This is a genomic window from Methanocaldococcus infernus ME (assembly GCF_000092305.1).
Lineage (GTDB): Archaea > AGJL01 > Methanococci > Methanococcales > Methanocaldococcaceae > Methanocaldococcus > Methanocaldococcus infernus.
On record NC_014122.1, the window covers coordinates 657,526 to 676,049 of the forward strand.

Genomic DNA, 18,524 nt, shown 5'->3' on the forward strand with positions numbered 1-18,524 from the left:
ACCTCAAAAAATAATATTATTTATCTGTAAAGCACTTCTAAGTGCTTTGGCTCCTTCTTCTCCTTCTTCTTGCCCATAACCTTATCAATAGCCTTTAAGAAGTCTTCCATTGTAACATAGTCCCTTAACTCTCTAATAGCATTCATCCCTGCCTCTGTACAGATAGCCTTTAACTCAGCTCCAACACATCCCTCTGTCAGCTTAGCTATCTTCTCTAAATCAACATCCTTCAAGTTCATCTTTCTTGTATGTATCTTTAAGATTTCTAACCTTCCTTTCTCATCTGGTGGAGGCACTTCTATAATTCTATCAAACCTTCCAGGTCTTAAGATAGCTGGATCTAAGATATCTAACCTATTAGTTGCTGCTATAACCTTAACATCTCCTCTTGGGTCAAAACCATCCATCTCTGCCAAGAGTTGCATTAGGGTTCTTTGAACCTCTCTATCTCCTCCAGTTAAAGCCTCAGTTCTCTTAGCAGCTATAGCATCAATTTCATCAATGAAGATGATGGAAGGAGCTTTCTCCTTAGCCAACTTAAAGATATCTTTAACTAAACTTGCTCCCTCTCCAATGAACTTTTTAACCAGCTCTGAACCAACTACTCTTATAAATGTGGCATTTGTTTCCCTTGCTACAGCTTTAGCTAATAAAGTCTTCCCTGTTCCTGGTGGACCATAGAGGAGAACTCCTTTAGGTGGCTCAATTCCAATCTTTTCAAAGAGTTCAGGATGTTTTAATGGTAGCTCAACAACTTCCCTAATCTCTTGAATTTGCTTATCTAAACCTCCAATATCTTCATATCTAACATTTGGCCTCTCTTCTATCTCCATAGCCTTAGCTCTATAATCCTTAGTCTCTGGAAGAACGTCAACTATTGTCAATGTCTGCTGATTTAAAGCTACCCTTGTTCCTGGTGTAAGGTCATCAGGATTTACAAAGTGAGAAATATTAACTAAAAAGCTTGGCCCTGAGGAACTTTTAACTATAGCCTTCCTCTCACCAATTTTATCAACAATTGTCCCTACCAATAAAGGAGGAACTCTCATTCTATCTAATTCTCTTCTTAAAATTTCAACTTCCTTAGAAAGTTGGATGTTCTCTCTCTCTAATTCTCTCTTTTCAATCTCTAATTTTAAAATTTTACTTTCCAGCTCAGCAATTTTTGCCTTTTCATGTAAGTCTTCAACATCCTTTTTAATCCTATCCTCTAATTCTTTAAATTCCTCTTCTCTAAATTCTTTTTTCTCCTTCTTATCTAAATTTAGTATTTCATCAAAAACCATCTACAACACCAGAAAATCTTTTAAAGCTGTTCCATGTAATTTAAATGTAGTTTGTCTTAATATAAATAGATTAAAATTAAATTATAAATTTAAATTGAGTGATAAGGGATGATAGTTAGGGATGCTGAAGGCAAGGAGATAAAGATAGGAGACTATGTTATTTATATAAATACTGGTAGTAAGGGAAGGGTTGTAGATATTGTTGAGAGAGAAGGCTATGATAACAATATCTGGGTTCTCTTAGACAATGATCTATTATATAAGCCCTCTCTTTTAAGGGTTATTGAGGTTAAGGAAGAGAAGGAGAAGAAAGAAGAGGAGAAGATTGAGATTGAGGAAGAGATTAAGATAGATTCAACTGATCTCTCCGAAGCTGGAGGGGCTGGATAATGGAAATTGATAGGATTAGGAAGGCTCAAGAGTTGGTTTTAAAAATTTTACATGAAAAGGGTAGAGAACATTTATATGACTTAAGTGGCCTCTCTGGAGGGTTCTTAATAGAGGATGAGGATAAAGATTTACTAAATACTTATATAGGCTCATCTTACTTCTCTAAGAAGGTTGATGAGCTTGGAAGGGAACATTTAAAAGGAGAGAGATGTGTAGCATTTAATAGAACAACATCAGCTATATTAAGTACAATACTAACCTTAAAGCCTAAGAAAGTTATTCACTACCTCCCAGAGCTTCCAGGACATCCATCTATAAGGAGAGCTTCCTCCCTTGTAGATGCTCAATACATGGAAGACAATAACTTAGAAATACTTGAAAATTTAGATAAAGGAGATTTGTTAGTTATCACTGGCACAACTATGGATTTAGAGGTTATAAATCTTAAAGACTTTAAGGAAGCTATAAGGATTGGGAAAGAGAGAGAGGCCATAATATTAGTTGATGATGCCTCTGGAGCAAGGGTTAGGCTTCTCTATAACCAACCTCCAGCCCTTGAGCTTGGAGCTGACCTTGTTGTTACAAGCACTGACAAACTAATGGATGGACCAAGAGGAGGCTTATTAGCTGGAAATGATATAGAGTTAGTTGAAAAAATCTATGAGACTGGATTAAAATATGGGTTAGAGGCTCAGCCTCCAGCATTGGCTGGCATCTATAGAGCTTTACAAAACTTTAGCTTGGAAAGGTTAAGGAAAGTTTTTGAGAGAGCTAAGAAGATAAATTTGGATAAGATAAAGTGGGCTAAGAGGACAGCTACAGGTTTTGTTATAAAGAAGGTTGTTGATGATGAAAAGAGGAATAGGGAGATATTAGAAGAAGCTGCCTTTTACTTGCTAAAGAAGTATGGGATCTTAACCATAACTGCCTTAGGGTCTCCAGGAGCAAGTAGAAGTTTAAGAATTGACTTATCATCAAGAGATGCTGAGAGGTTAAGTGATGAAAAAATCGTTGATGCTGTTTATGATAGCTTAACCTACGCCTTAAAAAATGGTGCGGGGGACGGGATTTGAACCCGCGAACCCCTACGGGACCAGACCCTCAATCTGGCGCCTTTGGCCAGGCTTGGCGACCCCCGCACGGCAAAGCATTTTTTATATTTGTTGCAAGGTATTTAAAATTTACGCACTTTAAATTAAATAATCAAATAATTAAATAGGTGAGATTTTGATAGTTGAGAAGGCTGAAGAATACTTAGAGAGGATAGAGAAGAATAAAGATTTAAATGCCTTCATTGAGGTTCAAAAGGAGAGGGTTTTAAAAGAAGCTGAAAGGTTAGAGAAGGATGAGGAGGCTAAGAAAAAGCCTTTATATGGAAAAATAGTAGCTGTAAAGGCTAATATAAATGTTGAAGGCTACACTATTTCCTGTGCTTCCAAAACTTTAGAGAACTATGTAGCTCCTTACAATGCCACTGTTATAGAAAAGCTTTTAGATGCTGGAGCCTTAATTATTGGAATTACAAATATGGATGAATTTGCCTGTGGAAGTTCTGGGGAAACCTCTTACTATGGACCAACAAAAAACCCTGTAGCTAAGGATAGAATCCCTGGAGGTTCTTCCTCTGGCTCAGCTGCAGCTGTTTCAGCTGAGTTATGTGACATAGCCTTAGGTAGTGACACTGGGGGAAGTATAAGAAATCCCTCATCCCACTGTGGAGTCTCTGGGTTTAAGCCAAGCTATGGAGTTGTAAGTAGACATGGGCTATGTGACTTAGCCATGAGTTTTGATCAAATAGGGCCAATAGCTAAGAGAGCTGAAGATCTCTTATTGGTTATGAACATCATTAAAGGGAAAGATGTAAGGGATACAACAACAGTAGAAACTCCAGAATTTAAGAAGTTAGATGTCTCAAAGTTTAAGGTTGGAGTTGTTGAAGAGTTTATGGAAGCTGCAGATGAAAAAATAAGGAAGGAGATTGAGAAAGGAATAGAAGTTTTTAAAGATATGGGATGTGAAATAGTTCATTTAAACTATAAATATTTAGATTTAGCTCTACCAACTTACTATTTAATAAACTATGTTGAGTTCTTCTCAGCCACAAGGAGATATGATGGTAGAAGATATGGTTATAGGATAGAAGAGGTTTGTGGAGAAGAGGTTTTAAGAAGAATAACTATAGGGTCAATGATAAGTCAGAAAGAATATAGTGGAAAGTATTACAAGAAAGCTTTAAAGGCAAGAAACTTGTTAAGGAAGGAGATGATAAAGTTAATGAAAGATATTGACATTATTGTCTCTCCAACTGTTCCTAAACTTCCTCATAAGTTAGGGGAGAAGTTATCTCCTATGGACATGTATAACTATGATGTCTTAACAGTCTTAGCTAACATCTGTGGAGTTCCAGCTGGAACTGTTCCATGCTCAGCCATCAATGGCATTCCAATTGGGCTACAGATAATGGCTAAGCCCTTTGAAGATGAGAAGGTTTTAAGTGCAATGATTGAGTTTGAGAACTTAAATAAATAACAAAGAGGGAGAGCTTGAAATATAAGGCTACAGTCACAATAAAGTTAAAAAAAGGAGTTCTAAATCCTGAGGGAAGGACAATAAAGAGAGCTTTAGAATTTTTAGGCTATGAGGTTGAGGATGTAAATACTTACAAGATGATAGATCTTATCTTAAATGGGGAGAGTGAGGAAGAAGTTTATAAGAAAGTTGAAGAGATGTGTCAAAAACTCTTAGCCAACCCTGTTATACATGACTATAGGATTAAGGTAGAAAGGCTATGAGGAAAAAAATTATCTTTTTTGATTTTGACAGTACATTAATTAACAATGAAACCATAGATGAGCTTGCTAAAGAGGCTGGAGTTGAGAGAGAGGTTAAAGAGATCACCAAGAAGGCAATGAGAGGAGAAATAGATTTCAAGGAAGCTTTAAAGGAGAGGGTTAAGCTCTTAAAAGGCTTACCTTTAGAGAAGGTTAATGAAGCTATTGAAAGATTAACCTTAACTGAAGGGGCTGAAGAAACCATTAAAGAGCTTAAAAAGAAAGGTTATATAGTGGCTGTAATTAGTGGAGGCTTTGACATAGCTCTCAACAAGTTTAAGGATAAGCTAAATATAGATTACTCTTTTGGTAATACTTTAATAGTGAAAGATAATAAGCTAACAGGAGAGGTTGAGGAGAAGGTTATTGACAAGGGAGAGGTTGTAGAGAACTTAGTTAAAGAGTTAAAGATTCCCAAGGAGAATATTGTAGTTGTGGGGGATGGAGCTAATGACATAGCTATGTTTGAAAAAGCTGGGTTAAGGATAGCTTTCTGTGCCAAACCAATATTAAAGGAGAAGGCAGACATCTGTATAGAGAAGAGAGATTTAAAGGAGATTTTAAAATATGTTAAGTGATAAACCATGTTAAAAGGGATAGTGGAAGAAATAAAGAATTTTGAAGGGCTTTTAAGGAAAAAGGCTATAAAGGATGTTATTGGAAACTTCACATTTGATGAAGACTATGAGTTTGAAATCATAGAAGACTTTGGAGATGATGCAGCTGTTATAGGGATAGATGGAGAGAATGCTATTTTACTTGCAGCTGATGGGATCTGGGGAAAGCTTTTAGAAAAAGACCCTTGGTGGGCTGGCTATTGTTCAGTGTTGGTTAACTGTAATGACATTGCTGCCATGGGAGGAAAGTGCTTAGGGATGACCAATATCATAAGTATGAAGGATAAAGATGTTTGTAGAGAGGTTTTAAAGGGAGTTAAGGATGGAATTAAGAAGTTTGGAGTCCCTATGGTTGGTGGGCATACGCATCCAGATGCTCAGTGCAATGTGTTAGATGTAGCCATAACAGGAATTGCTAAGAAGGATAAATTATTATTAAGTAGAAATGCAAAAGTTGGAGATAAAATAATCTTTGCCTATGACTTAGATGGAAAGTTATATGAGAATTTCCCACTAAATTGGGATACTACAACTATGAAACCAAAGAAGTTAGTTAAGGCTCAACTCCTCTCACTTGTGGAAATTGCTGAGAATAACTTGGCTAACTCATGTAAAGATATCAGCAACCCTGGAGCTATAGGAACACTTGGCATGCTTTTAGAGTTAGCCAAGAAGGGAGGAATTGTAGATATAACAAAAATTCCTAAGCCTGAGGAGATAGAGTTAGTCCATTGGCTTAAGGTTTATCCTGGCTCTGGCTTTGTTTTAACAGCCAAGGAGGAAAATGTAAAAGAGATCAAAAGAATTTTTGAGGATGTTAATATCACTGCTGAAGTCTGTGGAGAGGTTAAAAGAGAAAGAAAGTTATATATAACAGATGGAAAAGAAAAAGAGCTTGTCTTTGACTTTGAAAAAGAGTTTATTTGTGGTTGCTAACTGTCTGATATTCAACTGTTCCTCTCTCCCTTACTGGCTGTTTGTAAAGTTCCATCAATAAGTAAATCTCTTCAGGAACATCAGTATCTACTTTTAAACCTAACTTTATAGCTTCATCTACAGTAATAGGATAGTCATGTGTCCATCTTCCCTCAGTTAAGATCTTAGCCAACTCTTTAGCCTTCTCTTCTCCATACTTATCTTTTAAAAGCCAATAGACAAAGTTTTCAACTTGTTTTATAGCTTTCTTAGCAACATCAGCTAAAATTAAAGTTTTATCTTCAACATTCTCCTTTCCTTTCTCTTCTACAGCTTTAACAATACTTGGAGCTGGATATTGGCCGAGTTGAGGATCAACTGGGCCAAGGACAGCATTTTTATCCATAATTATCTTATCAGCAGCTAAAGCTATTAATGTCCCTCCACTCATGGCATAGTGTGGAACTATAACCCTTGTCTCTGCAGGATGATTTTTTAAAGCCCTTGCTATCTGTGAAGCTGCTAAAACTAAGCCTCCTGGAGTATGTATAATTAGATCTATTGGCTTATCCTTAGGAGCTGATCTTATAGCCCTTAAAATTTCTTCACTATCCTCTATAGAGATAAATTTATAAATTGGAATTCCAAATAGGCCTATACTCTCCTGCCTGTGAATTAAGGTTATGACTGTTGAACCTCTCTTATTGGCTATCTCTTTCAATAATCTATTTCTTGCAGCTCTCAAATTCCAAAAGTGAAATTGAGGAGCCATTAAAAGATAAAAAAAGAAAAGCCACCAAATTAACCCTATAATGTCCATGGTCTCACTTCTTTATTTTTAAAAAGTGTCCCAAGGTTAAGCTGTCATCTTCACTTGAGATATTATAAAATTCAAAGCCTTCAGAGCTTTCAGTTAGCTTAACCTTTAAAAACTTCTCCAACTTTTTAATTTCTTCATCACTTGGCTCTAACTCATATCTCTCAAACTTATGGAGAACTGTAGCTTTCATTTTAAGCTTTTCAGCAAGTTCCTCTATTGACAAACCAAGTTTTTCCCTTGCCTTTCTAATAACATCTCCATAATCCTCTCTAAGTGAAGGCAGAGAGTCAAAAATATCTCTCCTTCTTGGCTTTTTAACTCCTTTATTACCTTTATAGCTACCAATAGCCATTTTTTTAACTTTCTTAACCCTTGAGTAGGTTTTAGGAGCCTTACCAAATTTTAAACACTCTTTACAGACATACATTTCAGAACCTTCAATCATAACCTTGTAGAGTTTATCTACAAGTTTTCCACATAATTCACACATCTGCATAGCTGCACCTTTAGAAAAATATGTTTTATAAGTTAAGTTTAATAAATTAAGTATAAAAGTATTTTGGGTTGGGTTGAGATGAAAGTTGAAGAGAGAATAAATAAGATAATTGAAGAGGATGGATCAGCTTATTTTATCCTCTTAGATCCTGAAGAAAATATTATTGATATTGCTGAGCAAGTCTATAGCTATGTTGATGCCTTCCTTGTTGGGGGTAGTATAGGAATCTCTAATTTAGATGAGAAGGTTAAAGAGCTTAGGAAGTTTAAGAAGCCAATCATCTTATTCCCTGGTAATGTTGATGGGCTAACAAGATATGCTGATGCTGTCCTTTACATGAGTTTAATGAACTCCCTAAATCCTTACTGGATAGTTACAGCTCCAACCTTGGGAGCCTTAAAAATTTTAGAATATAAATTAGAGCCAATACCAACAGCTTATCTATGCATAGAGCCTGCTAAGAAAACATCAGTTGGTTTTGTTGGGGATATAAAAGAGATTCCAAGAGATAAGCCAAAGATAGCAGCTCTCTATTGTTTATCAGCTAAGTTCTTTGGAATGAGATGGGCTTACTTAGAAGCTGGAAGTGGGGCTGAGAAGCCAGTTAGTGATGAGATGATAAAGCTCTGTAAAAAGTTGTCAGGAATTAACCTAATAGTTGGTGGAGGCATTAAAAAACCTGAAATAGCTTATAACAAAGTACTGGCTGGGGCTGATGTTATAGTAACTGGTAATATACTTGAGAAAGACACTAACTTAGCAGAGAAATTTTATGATTCAATAAAAAAGGCAGGTAGAGAGAAATGGAAATAATTCCAGCAGTAGATATAAAGGAGGGAAGGTGTGTTCAACTTGTTCAAGGAGATCCAAATAAAAAGCTGTTAGAGATAGAAGATCCTGTTGAAGTTGCTAAGAGATGGGTTAATAAGGGAGCTAATTACTTACATCTTATAGACTTAGATGCAGCTCTTGGGGAGGGAGATAACTTAGAAGTTATTAAAAGGATTGTTGAAGAGGTTAATGTTCCTGTAGAGGTTGGAGGAGGAATTAGAGATATAGAGAGAGCTTTAGAGTTAATTGAGTTAGGAGTGGATAGAATAATTGTAGGAACTAAGGCAATAACTGATAGCAAATTTTTGGATGAGTTAAATGGTTACATAGAGAAAGATAGAATTGTCTTAGCTGTTGAGAGTAAAGAGGGAAAGGTTGTTATAAAGGGCTGGAAAGAGAAGCTAAATTTAAAGCCTATTGATGTGATAGAGAAATTTAAGGATAAAGTTGGCTACATACTCTACACAAATGTAGATGTTGAAGGCTTAATGAAGGGAATAAAGATAGAGGAAATTAAAAATCTTATAAAAAACTCTCCCCTACCAGTTATATACTCAGGAGGAGTTACTAAGATTGATGACATAATAACATTAAAAGAGCTTGGAGCTTATGGAGTTGTGATAGGCTCAGCTCTCTATAAGGGAAAGATTAGCCTTAGAGAAGCTTTAAAGGTTTTAGAGAATGAAGGTTAAAATTAAAGATTTAGAGTTTGAAGTAGAGTTAGCTGACAACTTTATAAAAAGAGCCTTTGGCTTAATGCTGAGGGATATTAAAGATAAGGCTATGCTCTTCAAATATGGGAAGAGAAAGGTTAGGGTTCATACTTACTTTATGCTCTATCCCATAGATATCTTATTCATTTATAATAATAAAGTGGTAGATGCTGTTAGACTAAAACCTTGGAAGGGTTATAAGAGTAAGGTTTATTCCAACATGATGTTGGAGTTTAAGAGTTTAGAGGATAGGGATGTTAAAGAGTTCATAGGAGAAGAAGTTATCTTTAAATAACCCTCTCAAAGCTTAGGCATTGTCCATTCCTCAATAGATGGACATCCTCTCCTAATCTGTAACCCTCTTCTTCAGCCAACTTTGTATATTCTGCTGTTAGGTTAAAGTCTCCATGAGATGGAATAATATGCTCAGGGTTCAGCCATCTTAGCATATCCCTATGATCTTCCTTAGAGGCATGACCAGAAACATGAGCTCCTTTAAAGATTCTAACCCCTAAGAGTTTTAATCTTGACTCTAACATATATCTCTGAGCTGCATTCATTGGGTTAGGGATAGGGTCAGCTGAGAATACAACACAGTCATATCTATCAAACTTATATGATGTCTTATTTGTAGCCATCCTTGATAGAACAGCTCCTTCTTCTCCTTGATGCCCTGTAGCCACTATTAAGTAATTCTCTTTTCCTTCCTTCATAATCATCTTTAAAGCCATCTCTATAGAGCTTGGATCCCCATAAATTCTTAAGTCATCTGGAAACTTAACTAAGCCAATATCTTGAGCTATTCCACAGTATCTCATCATACTCCTCCCTAAGAGTACTGGAGTTCTATTCATCTTTTCAGCAATCTCAACTATTGACTTAATTCTTGCTATGTGGGAGGAGAAGGTTGTAACTATAACTCCATTCTTCTCATTGTCAGTTGCTAAGAGATCATTCTTCAGCAAGCCAGAGGCTATAATCTCTGGTGGAGTCTTTCCCTCATGGTTTATCCTTGTTGTCTCTGAGATAAAGCAGAGAACTCCATTCTTTCCAACTCTTTTTATTGCTCTATAGTCTGGCCTCTCCCCAACAACTGGGAAGTTGTCAAACTTAAAATCATTTCCATAAACTATAGCTCCATAGGGAGTGTGTAGAACAGGTAAAACAGAGTCTGGAATACTGTGGGTTATTCTAATAAACTCTAAGGTTATGTTTGGGGTTAAATCTATAGATTCTCCAGCATTTAAAACAACCAGTGGATTTCTAACATCAAATTTTTTCTCACTTAATATTTCCCTTTTAACAAGCTCTATAGTATATGGAGTTCCTATAATTGGAGCATTGTATCTATGGGCTAACTTAGGAACAGCCCCTATGTGATCAAGATGCCCATGGGAGAGGACTATAGCTTTAACCTCTCCCTCAATGTTTTTCATAACTGTATCATTTGGAATAATTCCTTTCTCTATTAACTCTAAGCTGTGTAACTTAGATATGTCAGTATCTTCATGAATTAAAACTCTATCTAACCTAACCCCCATGTCCATAATGATGATTTCTCCATCTACATTAATAGCTGTCATGTTTCTACCAACTTCCTCATAACCACCAATAGCAACAATCTCCAATTTCATACTTTACACCCTCTTTCAACTAAGATACTTTTTAGTGGCTCTTTTAAGATATAGGGAATTCTCCTTAATTCCTCAATGTTTTCAGCACCAACTAAGAACATGGTAATCTTTAGCTCCTCTATATACTTACTTAAAAGCTCTACAACCTTCTCATAGCCTTTTAAAGCTGCTCTCAATACAGGAAGAGCTACAGCTGTACAAGAACAGCCAAGAGCTAAGCATTTAGCTATGTCAATTCCAGACCTTAAGCCTCCAGAGCCAATAATGATTTTATTATAAGAGCTCTTAACCTCTAAAATAGACTGAGCTGTAGGAATTCCCCAATTTAGGAAATTTTTTAAGATTTCTCTTTTTTCTTTATCTTTAACTCTATAATATTCAACCTTAGCCCAGGAAGTTCCACCACTTCCTTGGACATCAATAGCATCAAAATATTCAAGTTCTTTAGCATCCTCTTTGCTAAAGCCCTCACCAACCTGCTTAGCAATGAAAGGAACATCTCTATGCTTTTTATACTCAGAGATAATATCTTTTAGCTTCTCACTAATGTTTTTAAAATTTACATCCCCCTCTGGCTGAATAATCTCTTGAAGAGGGTTGAAATGGATAGCTAAGGCATCAGCATCTATCATTTCTATAGCTCTGTCAATAACTTCCAAATCCCAGCCATCTTTAATAAAATTTACAGCTCCTAAGTTTCCTATAACCAAGCTTTCAGTGTAGTCTCTGACAACTCTGTAAGTGTCTTCCAGCTCTTTATTTACTATAGCAGCTCTCTGAGAGCCTAAGCCCATTCCTAAGTTTAGCTCTTCAACAGCCTTAGCTATATTTTTATTAATTTCCTCAGCTCCTCTAAACCCTCCAGTCATTCCAGAGACAATAATAGGAGCTGACAACCTCTTCCCAAAAAGTTTAACCTCAGTGTTTATATCATCAAAATTAATATTAGATGTCCCTTTATGGATAAGCTCAATACACTCTAATAGAGTAGATCTATCATACTCAACATTACAGTGGCTACATAGGAAGATATGCTCTAACTTCCTTATTGAGATTTCCATTTTATCCCTTTAAATAATTTTATTATCTCCTCTTCCTTAGGCTTGATAATCCCTTTCTCTGTTATAATTCCTGTTATTAACTCAGCTGGAGTTTTATCAAAGGCATAGTTTATACATGAAACTCCTTCTGGAACAATCCTTATATTTTCAATGTAAGCCACTTCCCTCTCATCCCTCTCCTCAATCTTAACATCTTCTTCAGAACTCTCTAAGTCAAAGGTTGATAGTGGAGCAGCTACATAGAATGGAATATTATGATACTTTGCCAAGATAGCTAAAGAATAGGTTCCAATTTTGTTATAGGTAGTTCCATCCCTTAAGATTCTGTCAGCTCCAACTATAACCTTGTTAATCTCCCCCCTCTGCATTAAAAAGCCAGCTGAGCTATCAACAATAACCTTAACAGGAATTCCCTCATAGTTGAGTTCAAAGGCTGTTAACTTAGCCCCTTGTAATCTTGGCCTTGTTTCATCAGCTATAACTCTAATCCTTTTCCCACTGTAGTGGGCAAACCTTATAACACTTAGAGCTGTTCCATACTTAGATGTAGCCAAGGCTCCAGCATTACAGTGAGTTAAGATAGTATCTCCATCATCAACTATCTTCTCCCCTATCTCCCCTATCCTCTTACAAACCTCTTCCTCCTCTCTTTGTATCCTCTTAGCCTCTTCCACTATACTCTTTCCTTCTTTGTAAGCTTTTAAACATCTATTTAATGCCCAAAATAGATTTACTGCTGTGGGCCTTGTATTTTTTAAGGTTTTGTAAGCCTCTTCAATATTCTCATTATTAATCTCAGCTAAAGCCATTCCATAAGCTGCAGCTATCCCTATGGCTGGAGCTCCTCTAACAACCATCTCCTTTATGGCATAGGCAACATCCCTATAATCTTTACAAATAAAATATTCTAACTTATTTGGCAGTTTTCTTTGATCAATTAGGCTTAACCTATCTTCCTCCCAAACTATTGGCTCTAACATTTAATCTCCCCTTTTATAAGCATTTATTACAACTAAGTATTCAAATGGAACCTTTAATTTATCAACAACCTCTACAGAGAATCCTTTAAGCTTGAAAGCCTTCAGTGTTTTTTCAATGTCTGTTAAAGAGCTTTGAACCAGTTGAACTACTCCACCCTCTTTTAAATAGTTAGGAACTTGATCAATAAATCTATCTAAGATCTCTCTTCCCTCCTTTCCTCCATCAAAGGCATAGTTTAAGTAACCCTCTATTTTATCATCTTCCTCTGTTGGAAGATATGGAGGGTTAAAAAGAATGACATCATACTTTCCTTTAACATTTTCAAATAGATTACTAAGATAGAACTTTACTTTAACCCCATTTAACTTAGCATTCTTCTTGGCCAACTCTATAGCCTTTGGATTTATATCTATTCCTTCAACTATTCCTCCCTTTAGAGCAGAGGCTATAGCTAAAATCCCTGTACCTGTTCCAACATCTAAAACTCTCTTTCCCTTAACATCAACAATATTTTTTAAGAGTAAGTAAGAGTCTTCAGCTGGTTCATAAACATCTTTATCATAAATTAGCTTCATCTTCCAAATCTTCTCTCCCTCCTCTGATATTCCCTTATGGCCCTAAGTAAGTCTATCCTTCTAAATAGTGGCCAATAGACATCACAGAAGTATAGCTCTGAATAAGAGCTTTGCCAGATTAAAAAGTTACTTATTCTTTCTTCTCCAGAGGTTCTTATAATGAGATCAGGGTAAGGATAGGGAAGATGAGCAGTATAGAGATGCTTATCAATCAACTCCTTGTTTATTTCCTCTGGCTCTATCTCTCCCCTCTTAACCTTCTCAGCTATCTTTCTTACAGCATCAACAATCTCCTGCTGTCCTCCATAGGCTATGGCTACATTAATATAGTAGTTAGAATAATGCTTAGTCTTCTCCTCAGCATACCTTATAGCTTCCCTAACATCCTCTGGTAATAAATCTAACCTACCAATAGCTTTAATCCTAACTTTATACTTATGTATATCCCTATTCTCAGCAGCCTCATAAAATTTCTCTTTAAATAGGTTCATTAAAGCTTCAACTTCATCCTTAGGCCTATTAAAATTTTCTATGGAGAAGGAGTAGAGAGTGACAACTTTAACTCCTAACTCTAAACACCATCTTAAAACTTCTTTAACCTTCTTAGCCCCTAACTTATGCCCCTCTATCTTGTTTCCTAAAATTTGTCCCAGCCTTCTATTTCCATCCATTATTATGCCTATATGTTTTGGAATCTTGTTCTTATCAATCTCCATCTCTAAGAGTTTTTCGTAAATTTTAAAGCCAATGAAATTATTTGTAAATTTATATCCTTTTAAAATTAACTTTTTTAGCAAGTGTTTCACCTTTTTAGTATAACATTATCCCCTCTCTTAACTCCAATATTTTGAGCAACAGGGTTACATTTAGCCTTTAAAATAAAGAATATTGGCTTCTCTATGTTATATTCAGTTAAACTCTCATAATTTCCCATTCCTTTAGCAATAATGATATCAGAGCTATCAAGCTCTTTTAAAAACTCTTCTGAGCATTCCTCTAAAATGATTCCAATAATGTCTGAGCCAGTTGTTACTATCTTAGCTACTTCATCAATCTTAGCCACCTTAGCATCCTCAATTGTAGCATCATTTAGAATAGGCTTTCCCTTAACAACAGCTATAACCTCTTTCCCATAGCTCTTTATAAGTTCCATTAATAGTTTGTCAAAAACTATCTCTCCAGCATTGTCACAGATATATAAAACTTTTTTAATATTTTTATCTTTTAAGTATTTTAATAGCTCTTCAGAGTCGTCTATCTTCAACTCTTCATTTAAGGTTTTTAATAAAACCTCCTCTATATTTAAATTTGTGCTATATGCTCCATAGTCAATGGTGTTTCCAGCAATTGTAGCTAAGACACTCTTCCTTAACCTTTCCCTTTCATCCCCTTTAATTAAATTTTTAACATAGTCATAGTATTTTAAAGCTATCTCATTGGCTTTCTCTTTCAACCTCTTGTATGGGTCTTCACAGCCACTTATCTCTTTAAAATATCTATGTACATTAGTTCCCATAACAGCTGGTACTACATCCTTTCCATAGTTCTCTTCAATGACTTTAAAGCATTTCTTTATTAAATTAAATTGCTCTTCTTCATCAGCCACCTCTTTAGAGATGTCAACAATTTGCCTAACTATACAGATGGCACACTCTGGCTTTATCTTCATAGACTCACCTCTACCCTATCCCCATGCTTAACATTTAAATATTTATTTGCACTATCCATAAACTTAGCCACTTCTAAAAACCCTTCAGAGTTTCTAAGACAGATAAATCCTTCTTTCCCTTGATAGTAGCTTTCTACAAATTTAGCCACTATCTTTTTCTCTCCATTGAACACTATCTCAACTTCATCCCCTGGCCTGAGGTTGAAGTCTCTAATGCCTAAAATGATGTTTCCAAACCTATCTATGTGTATTACTCTATTTTTATAGTCTAATTTAACAATCTCCTTAATCCTCTCTCCTTCAAATTTGAAGTCATTTATGAAAATTTCAGCTCCAACTACAGCATAGACATCTCTCCCATGGAATGTTTTTGAAGGACAATATTGAGATTCATCAATTTTATAGATATTTTTAACCTTAAAATCTTCAATTAAATAGGTGAAGAGGCCATTATCAGGCCCAACTAAGAAGAAGTTTTCAGTTTCAACTACTATTGATCTCCTCTCACTTCCAACAGTTGGGTCAACAACAGCTATGTGAATAGCTTTAGGAAAGTAAGGGACAGAGGTTTTTAGAACATAAGCTCCATGCCAAATATTGAATGGCTCAATCTCATGGCTTATATCTACAACTTCACAGCCTTTATTGTACTTCTTTAATAAGCTGTAAATTCTTCCCTTCATAGCCCCTACATAGCCCTCAGATAAGCCAAAATCTGTAGTTAGGGTTATCATCTTATCATTCCTCTCTCTCTTTGCCACTTCATTCTCAACCCTAAGATACATGGGCCTCCTCTAACTCCTCCAATAGGAACCTTAGGAGTTCCTAAGCAGTTCATACATCTCGCCATGACACTGGCTCCTAAGGCTAAGCCATCCTCAACAAAAACAACATTATCCTCAACTTTATCCCAAATTTTTAGCTCATCTAAGTACTCTAAAATTATCTCTGGCTTCTTTCCAGTAATTCCAGCTCTTCCTGTAACTCCTATGGCTGTTTTCTCATCAATTAAGTTTTTGTTATGGGCTAACTCAACCAATCTTTTAACAACCTTTGCCATAGTATAATCTAAGGTTCTTAAAAGTGTTCCCATTCCATAATTCTCATAAATCTCCTTTCCAATCTCCTTAAGCTTCTCTAAATCTGAACCATTTTCTCCAACATCACAGCCTAAAAGAGTGGTTCCAGCCTTCTCAGCAGATTTTGGATCAACTGGGACAGTTCCAAATCTATTAACATTCTTTGGAACTTCCTTTATAATGATATACTTATGAATCTCCTCACTATACTCCTTAGCCTTCTCTTCATTAACCTTACCATCCTCTTTAATATCTAACACAGCTCCAGTTTTTGGGTCAACCTTTCCTGAACCTCTGACAATGGAATCAGCTATAGCTCCAGCTAAGCCACAGAGGTTACCTATAACATTAGAATATGGAAGTTTTTCATCAGTTATCCTTCCTGCTAATGTTGTCCCAAAGTCTATACTCATACATGGGTTTCTAAAATCAACATGTGTCCATTTACTTCCTACTTTAATTCCAGCTGTAACTAATTCCCCTTCCATCTCATTAGCCACTACTTCCTTCCCTGTAGGTGGTAGCACTCCAGTAACAGCTCCATCAAAGATAATCTTGTCCAAGAATGAGTATTTATCAAAAGGCTTTGGCAACTGTTCCTTACTCATAGCTGGAGTCATCTTTGCAGGAGGAACACCAGCCAACATACAGCCCTGGGCTAAGGCTATGATTACTTCAGAAACCTCCTCTGGAGAGGCAAAACCAGCTGTAACCCCTGTACTTCTAACAACAAAGTGTAAGTCATCAATTGTTAAGTTAGCCTTCTTCAAACTTTCCAATAAAACATCTCTAACCATCTCAGCCACAGCTTCCCTTGAAAGCTCAACCCCCCAGAGTGTTTTACCAAAAACCTTTTCCCCCTTCTTAGGCTTCCTAACCTCTCTTGTCATCCTGACAGCTTTACTTATTATATAGGTTTTCCCAGTATCCATGTTGGTAGCTGTTACTATAGACTTTGTTGTTGTATTCCCAAGTTCTACTGAAGCAACAATATAGTAAGGGTTTTTCTTTAACTCTATCAGATCAACACTCTGACTTTTTGCATAGGCTATATTTCTCTTCTTTTTGAAAATATTTAATATGCTATCTAAGAATCCCATTATCTCCCTCTTAAAATCTTACAATTCTTTTTATTAAGATACCTTCAACCTTTATAGGATATAAAGTTCTTGCCAGCTTTATAGCATTCTTTAACCTATCTTCGGAGCTTGAGTAAATGGTAAATAAAAGGTCTCCTTTCTCTACTTTATCTCCAACCTTCACATTTAAATAAACACCAGCCTTTTTATCATTTGGAGCTCCAGCCTCTTTAGCTATCTTTGTTATCTTATTATTTGATAATTCAATTACATAACCATCCTTTGGAGAGACAATATCTATAAAATACTTCCCTACTTCAATCTCTTCACTTCTTACCTCCTTTCCACCCTGAGCCACTATTATGTCCATAAACTTGTCATGAGCCTTTCTAAATAATAGCTCTTCAGCCACTTCTTTCCCTTCTCCAGCTGGAGCTATCCCTCCCATCTCTAATAGGATGCCAGCTAAGTGGGTAGCTTTATCAACTAAGCTATTTGCACCTTTATAAGGATCTTCTAAGGTTTCTAAAGCCTCTTTTGCCTCTAAAGCTGGCCCTATGGCTCTGCCAATTGGTTGGTTTCCATAGGTTAAGGCACATTCAGTAGTAATATTTAACCTCTCCCCAAGCTCTATAAACTCTCTTGCTAACTTGTTCCCCTCTTTCTCATCCTTAACCTTAACCTCTCTTCCAATAGGGATGTCTATCAATAATTTACTAACTCCCATAGCCAATTTTTTAGCCATGACACTTGATAATAATAGAGGCTTAGGGTCTATCCCAAGAGGTCTTTCAACATTTATGGTTATGTCATCAGCTGGAGCCAAGTTTAAAGCTCCACCCCAAACTAAACATCCATTAGTTTCTTTCACAACATTTTTAATTTCTTCTATACTTAAATCAACCCTTGTTAGAACTTCCATAACATCAGCTGTTCCTGCTGCTGAAGTAATAGCTCTTGAAGAAGTTTTAGGAATCTTCAGCCCAGCTGAAGCTACAATAGGGACTGTTAGAAGAGCATACTTATTCCCAGGAACTCCTCCTATGGAGTGGACATCAAAAACCAAGCTTTCCCATTCAACCATCTCTCCAGTCTCAGCCATCCTTATGGTTAAAGCTTCAATCTCATCCATATCCATGCCATTTATGTAGAGAGAGGTGACAAAGGCAGAGATCTCAATATTTGTTAGCTTATTATTAACCATTTCATCAACAATTAAGAATATCTCTTCCTTACTTAACTTATTCTTATCCATCTTTTTCTTTATGTAGGCTAAGCTTCTTGGCTTGTCAGCATGTTTTATAGTTATTAACTCCCCTTCCTTAACCTTTAAACTCTTAGCCAACTCTTTAGTTATCCCTATCTCTCCCCTATTAACTAATGTAGAGGAATAAATAGTTCCTATCTCTTCCTTATTTTTGTATATTAAGACAACCCTATCTCCTGGAAAATATTGAGAAGCTTTAATATCCTCAGGATTTATTAATACTAAGTCTAATAAATCTATATCTAATAACCTAACCTTTAGGAATAACAAGGAATACCAC

Annotated in this window: 21 protein-coding genes and 1 tRNA gene; 9 read left to right on the plus strand and 13 right to left on the minus strand. The window is 36.1% G+C overall.

Translation table 11 applies throughout. The features are described from left to right. Positions 1-20 precede the first annotated feature (20 nt). On the minus strand, positions 21-1,286 hold the full coding sequence (locus tag METIN_RS03640; protein WP_013100144.1) for a proteasome-activating nucleotidase: 1,266 nt from the start codon (positions 1,284-1,286) through the stop codon (positions 21-23). Between the two features lie 108 nt (positions 1,287-1,394). Between METIN_RS03640 and METIN_RS03645 the strand changes: the two genes are divergently transcribed. Both METIN_RS03645 and METIN_RS03650 read left to right on the plus strand, forming a co-directional pair. Further along, complete coding sequence (locus METIN_RS03645) at positions 1,395-1,676, plus strand: DUF2098 family protein (protein ID WP_013100145.1); 282 nt, start codon at positions 1,395-1,397, stop codon at positions 1,674-1,676. Beyond that, positions 1,676-2,749, plus strand: coding sequence for a TIGR03576 family pyridoxal phosphate-dependent enzyme (locus METIN_RS03650; RefSeq protein WP_013100146.1), 1,074 nt, complete (start codon positions 1,676-1,678; stop codon positions 2,747-2,749). The genes METIN_RS03645 and METIN_RS03650 overlap by 1 nt, the downstream gene beginning before the upstream one ends. Here the strand turns inward: METIN_RS03650 and METIN_RS03655 are convergent. Then, a tRNA-Leu gene (locus tag METIN_RS03655) sits at positions 2,728-2,815 on the minus strand. The two genes, METIN_RS03650 and METIN_RS03655, sit on opposite strands and share 22 nt — an antisense overlap. An 88-nt stretch (positions 2,816-2,903) precedes the next feature. On the opposite strand from METIN_RS03655, the gene gatA reads away from it, so the two are divergent. The 4 genes from gatA to METIN_RS03675 are packed head-to-tail and all read left to right on the plus strand — an operon-like array spanning position 2,904 to position 6,060. Continuing rightward, a complete protein-coding gene (gene gatA / locus METIN_RS03660) occupies positions 2,904-4,205 on the plus strand; it encodes an Asp-tRNA(Asn)/Glu-tRNA(Gln) amidotransferase subunit GatA (RefSeq protein ID WP_013100147.1) in 1,302 nt (433 codons plus the stop codon). 14 nt (positions 4,206-4,219) lie between these two features. After that, positions 4,220-4,468: a phosphoribosylformylglycinamidine synthase subunit PurS gene (purS, locus tag METIN_RS03665; RefSeq protein WP_013100148.1), complete on the plus strand. Its 249-nt coding sequence runs from the start codon at positions 4,220-4,222 to the stop codon at positions 4,466-4,468. Continuing rightward, the gene (serB, locus tag METIN_RS03670) at positions 4,465-5,085 is read left to right on the plus strand and encodes a phosphoserine phosphatase SerB (RefSeq protein ID WP_013100149.1); all 621 of its coding nucleotides are present in this window, start codon (positions 4,465-4,467) and stop codon (positions 5,083-5,085) included. Before purS ends, serB begins: the two co-directional genes overlap by 4 nt. 6 nt (positions 5,086-5,091) lie before the next feature. After that, the gene (locus tag METIN_RS03675) at positions 5,092-6,060 is read left to right on the plus strand and encodes a methanogenesis marker 2 protein (RefSeq protein ID WP_013100150.1); all 969 of its coding nucleotides are present in this window, start codon (positions 5,092-5,094) and stop codon (positions 6,058-6,060) included. Here METIN_RS03675 and METIN_RS03680 read toward each other — a convergent pair. Together METIN_RS03680 and METIN_RS03685 are read right to left on the minus strand one after the other, a co-directional pair. Next, positions 6,044-6,859, minus strand: a complete 816-nt coding sequence (locus METIN_RS03680; protein WP_013100151.1) for an SDH family Clp fold serine proteinase — start codon at positions 6,857-6,859, stop codon at positions 6,044-6,046. The two genes, METIN_RS03675 and METIN_RS03680, sit on opposite strands and share 17 nt — an antisense overlap. A 4-nt stretch (positions 6,860-6,863) precedes the next feature. Further along, positions 6,864-7,355 carry a multiprotein bridging factor aMBF1 gene (locus tag METIN_RS03685; RefSeq protein WP_013100152.1) on the minus strand — a complete coding sequence of 164 codons (492 nt, stop codon included), beginning with the start codon at positions 7,353-7,355 and terminating at the stop codon, positions 6,864-6,866. Positions 7,356-7,433: 78 nt separating this feature from the next. On the opposite strand from METIN_RS03685, the gene METIN_RS03690 reads away from it, so the two are divergent. The 3 genes from METIN_RS03690 to METIN_RS03700 are packed head-to-tail and all read left to right on the plus strand — an operon-like array spanning position 7,434 to position 9,194. Further along, positions 7,434-8,168 (plus strand): geranylgeranylglyceryl/heptaprenylglyceryl phosphate synthase, encoded by a 735-nt coding sequence (locus tag METIN_RS03690; protein WP_013100153.1) that lies wholly within the window; start codon positions 7,434-7,436, stop codon positions 8,166-8,168. Continuing rightward, positions 8,159-8,878 carry a 1-(5-phosphoribosyl)-5-[(5-phosphoribosylamino)methylideneamino]imidazole-4-carboxamide isomerase gene (gene hisA, locus METIN_RS03695; RefSeq protein WP_013100154.1) on the plus strand — a complete coding sequence of 240 codons (720 nt, stop codon included), beginning with the start codon at positions 8,159-8,161 and terminating at the stop codon, positions 8,876-8,878. Before METIN_RS03690 ends, hisA begins: the two co-directional genes overlap by 10 nt. Further along, positions 8,868-9,194, plus strand: coding sequence for a DUF192 domain-containing protein (locus METIN_RS03700; protein ID WP_013100155.1), 327 nt, complete (start codon positions 8,868-8,870; stop codon positions 9,192-9,194). The genes hisA and METIN_RS03700 overlap by 11 nt, the downstream gene beginning before the upstream one ends. Here the strand turns inward: METIN_RS03700 and METIN_RS03705 are convergent. The 9 genes from METIN_RS03705 to METIN_RS03745 are packed head-to-tail and all read right to left on the minus strand — an operon-like array spanning position 9,187 to position 18,514. Continuing rightward, positions 9,187-10,533 (minus strand): RNase J family beta-CASP ribonuclease, encoded by a 1,347-nt coding sequence (locus tag METIN_RS03705; RefSeq protein ID WP_013100156.1) that lies wholly within the window; start codon positions 10,531-10,533, stop codon positions 9,187-9,189. The genes METIN_RS03700 and METIN_RS03705 overlap by 8 nt on opposite strands. Beyond that, entirely contained in the window at positions 10,530-11,594 is a 1,065-nt protein-coding gene (gene fni, locus METIN_RS03710) for a type 2 isopentenyl-diphosphate Delta-isomerase (RefSeq protein ID WP_013100157.1), read from the minus strand. Before fni ends, METIN_RS03705 begins: the two co-directional genes overlap by 4 nt. Next, positions 11,579-12,574: an S-methyl-5-thioribose-1-phosphate isomerase gene (mtnA, locus tag METIN_RS07645; protein ID WP_013100158.1), complete on the minus strand. Its 996-nt coding sequence runs from the start codon at positions 12,572-12,574 to the stop codon at positions 11,579-11,581. Before mtnA ends, fni begins: the two co-directional genes overlap by 16 nt. Beyond that, entirely contained in the window at positions 12,575-13,150 is a 576-nt protein-coding gene (locus METIN_RS07650) for a HemK2/MTQ2 family protein methyltransferase (RefSeq protein ID WP_013100159.1), read from the minus strand. After that, complete coding sequence (gene uppS, locus METIN_RS03725; RefSeq protein WP_013100160.1) at positions 13,147-13,947, minus strand: polyprenyl diphosphate synthase; 801 nt, start codon at positions 13,945-13,947, stop codon at positions 13,147-13,149. The genes METIN_RS07650 and uppS overlap by 4 nt, the downstream gene beginning before the upstream one ends. A 5-nt stretch (positions 13,948-13,952) precedes the next feature. Then, positions 13,953-14,819 (minus strand): damage-control phosphatase ARMT1 family protein, encoded by an 867-nt coding sequence (locus METIN_RS03730; RefSeq protein WP_013100161.1) that lies wholly within the window; start codon positions 14,817-14,819, stop codon positions 13,953-13,955. Beyond that, positions 14,816-15,604 (minus strand): SAM hydrolase/SAM-dependent halogenase family protein, encoded by a 789-nt coding sequence (locus tag METIN_RS03735; RefSeq protein WP_013100162.1) that lies wholly within the window; start codon positions 15,602-15,604, stop codon positions 14,816-14,818. Before METIN_RS03735 ends, METIN_RS03730 begins: the two co-directional genes overlap by 4 nt. Next, positions 15,550-16,998 (minus strand): methanogenesis marker 14 protein, encoded by a 1,449-nt coding sequence (locus METIN_RS03740; RefSeq protein ID WP_013100163.1) that lies wholly within the window; start codon positions 16,996-16,998, stop codon positions 15,550-15,552. The genes METIN_RS03735 and METIN_RS03740 overlap by 55 nt, the downstream gene beginning before the upstream one ends. 10 nt (positions 16,999-17,008) lie before the next feature. Continuing rightward, positions 17,009-18,514, minus strand: a complete 1,506-nt coding sequence (locus METIN_RS03745) for an AMP phosphorylase (RefSeq protein WP_013100164.1) — start codon at positions 18,512-18,514, stop codon at positions 17,009-17,011. Positions 18,515-18,524 lie beyond the last annotated feature (10 nt).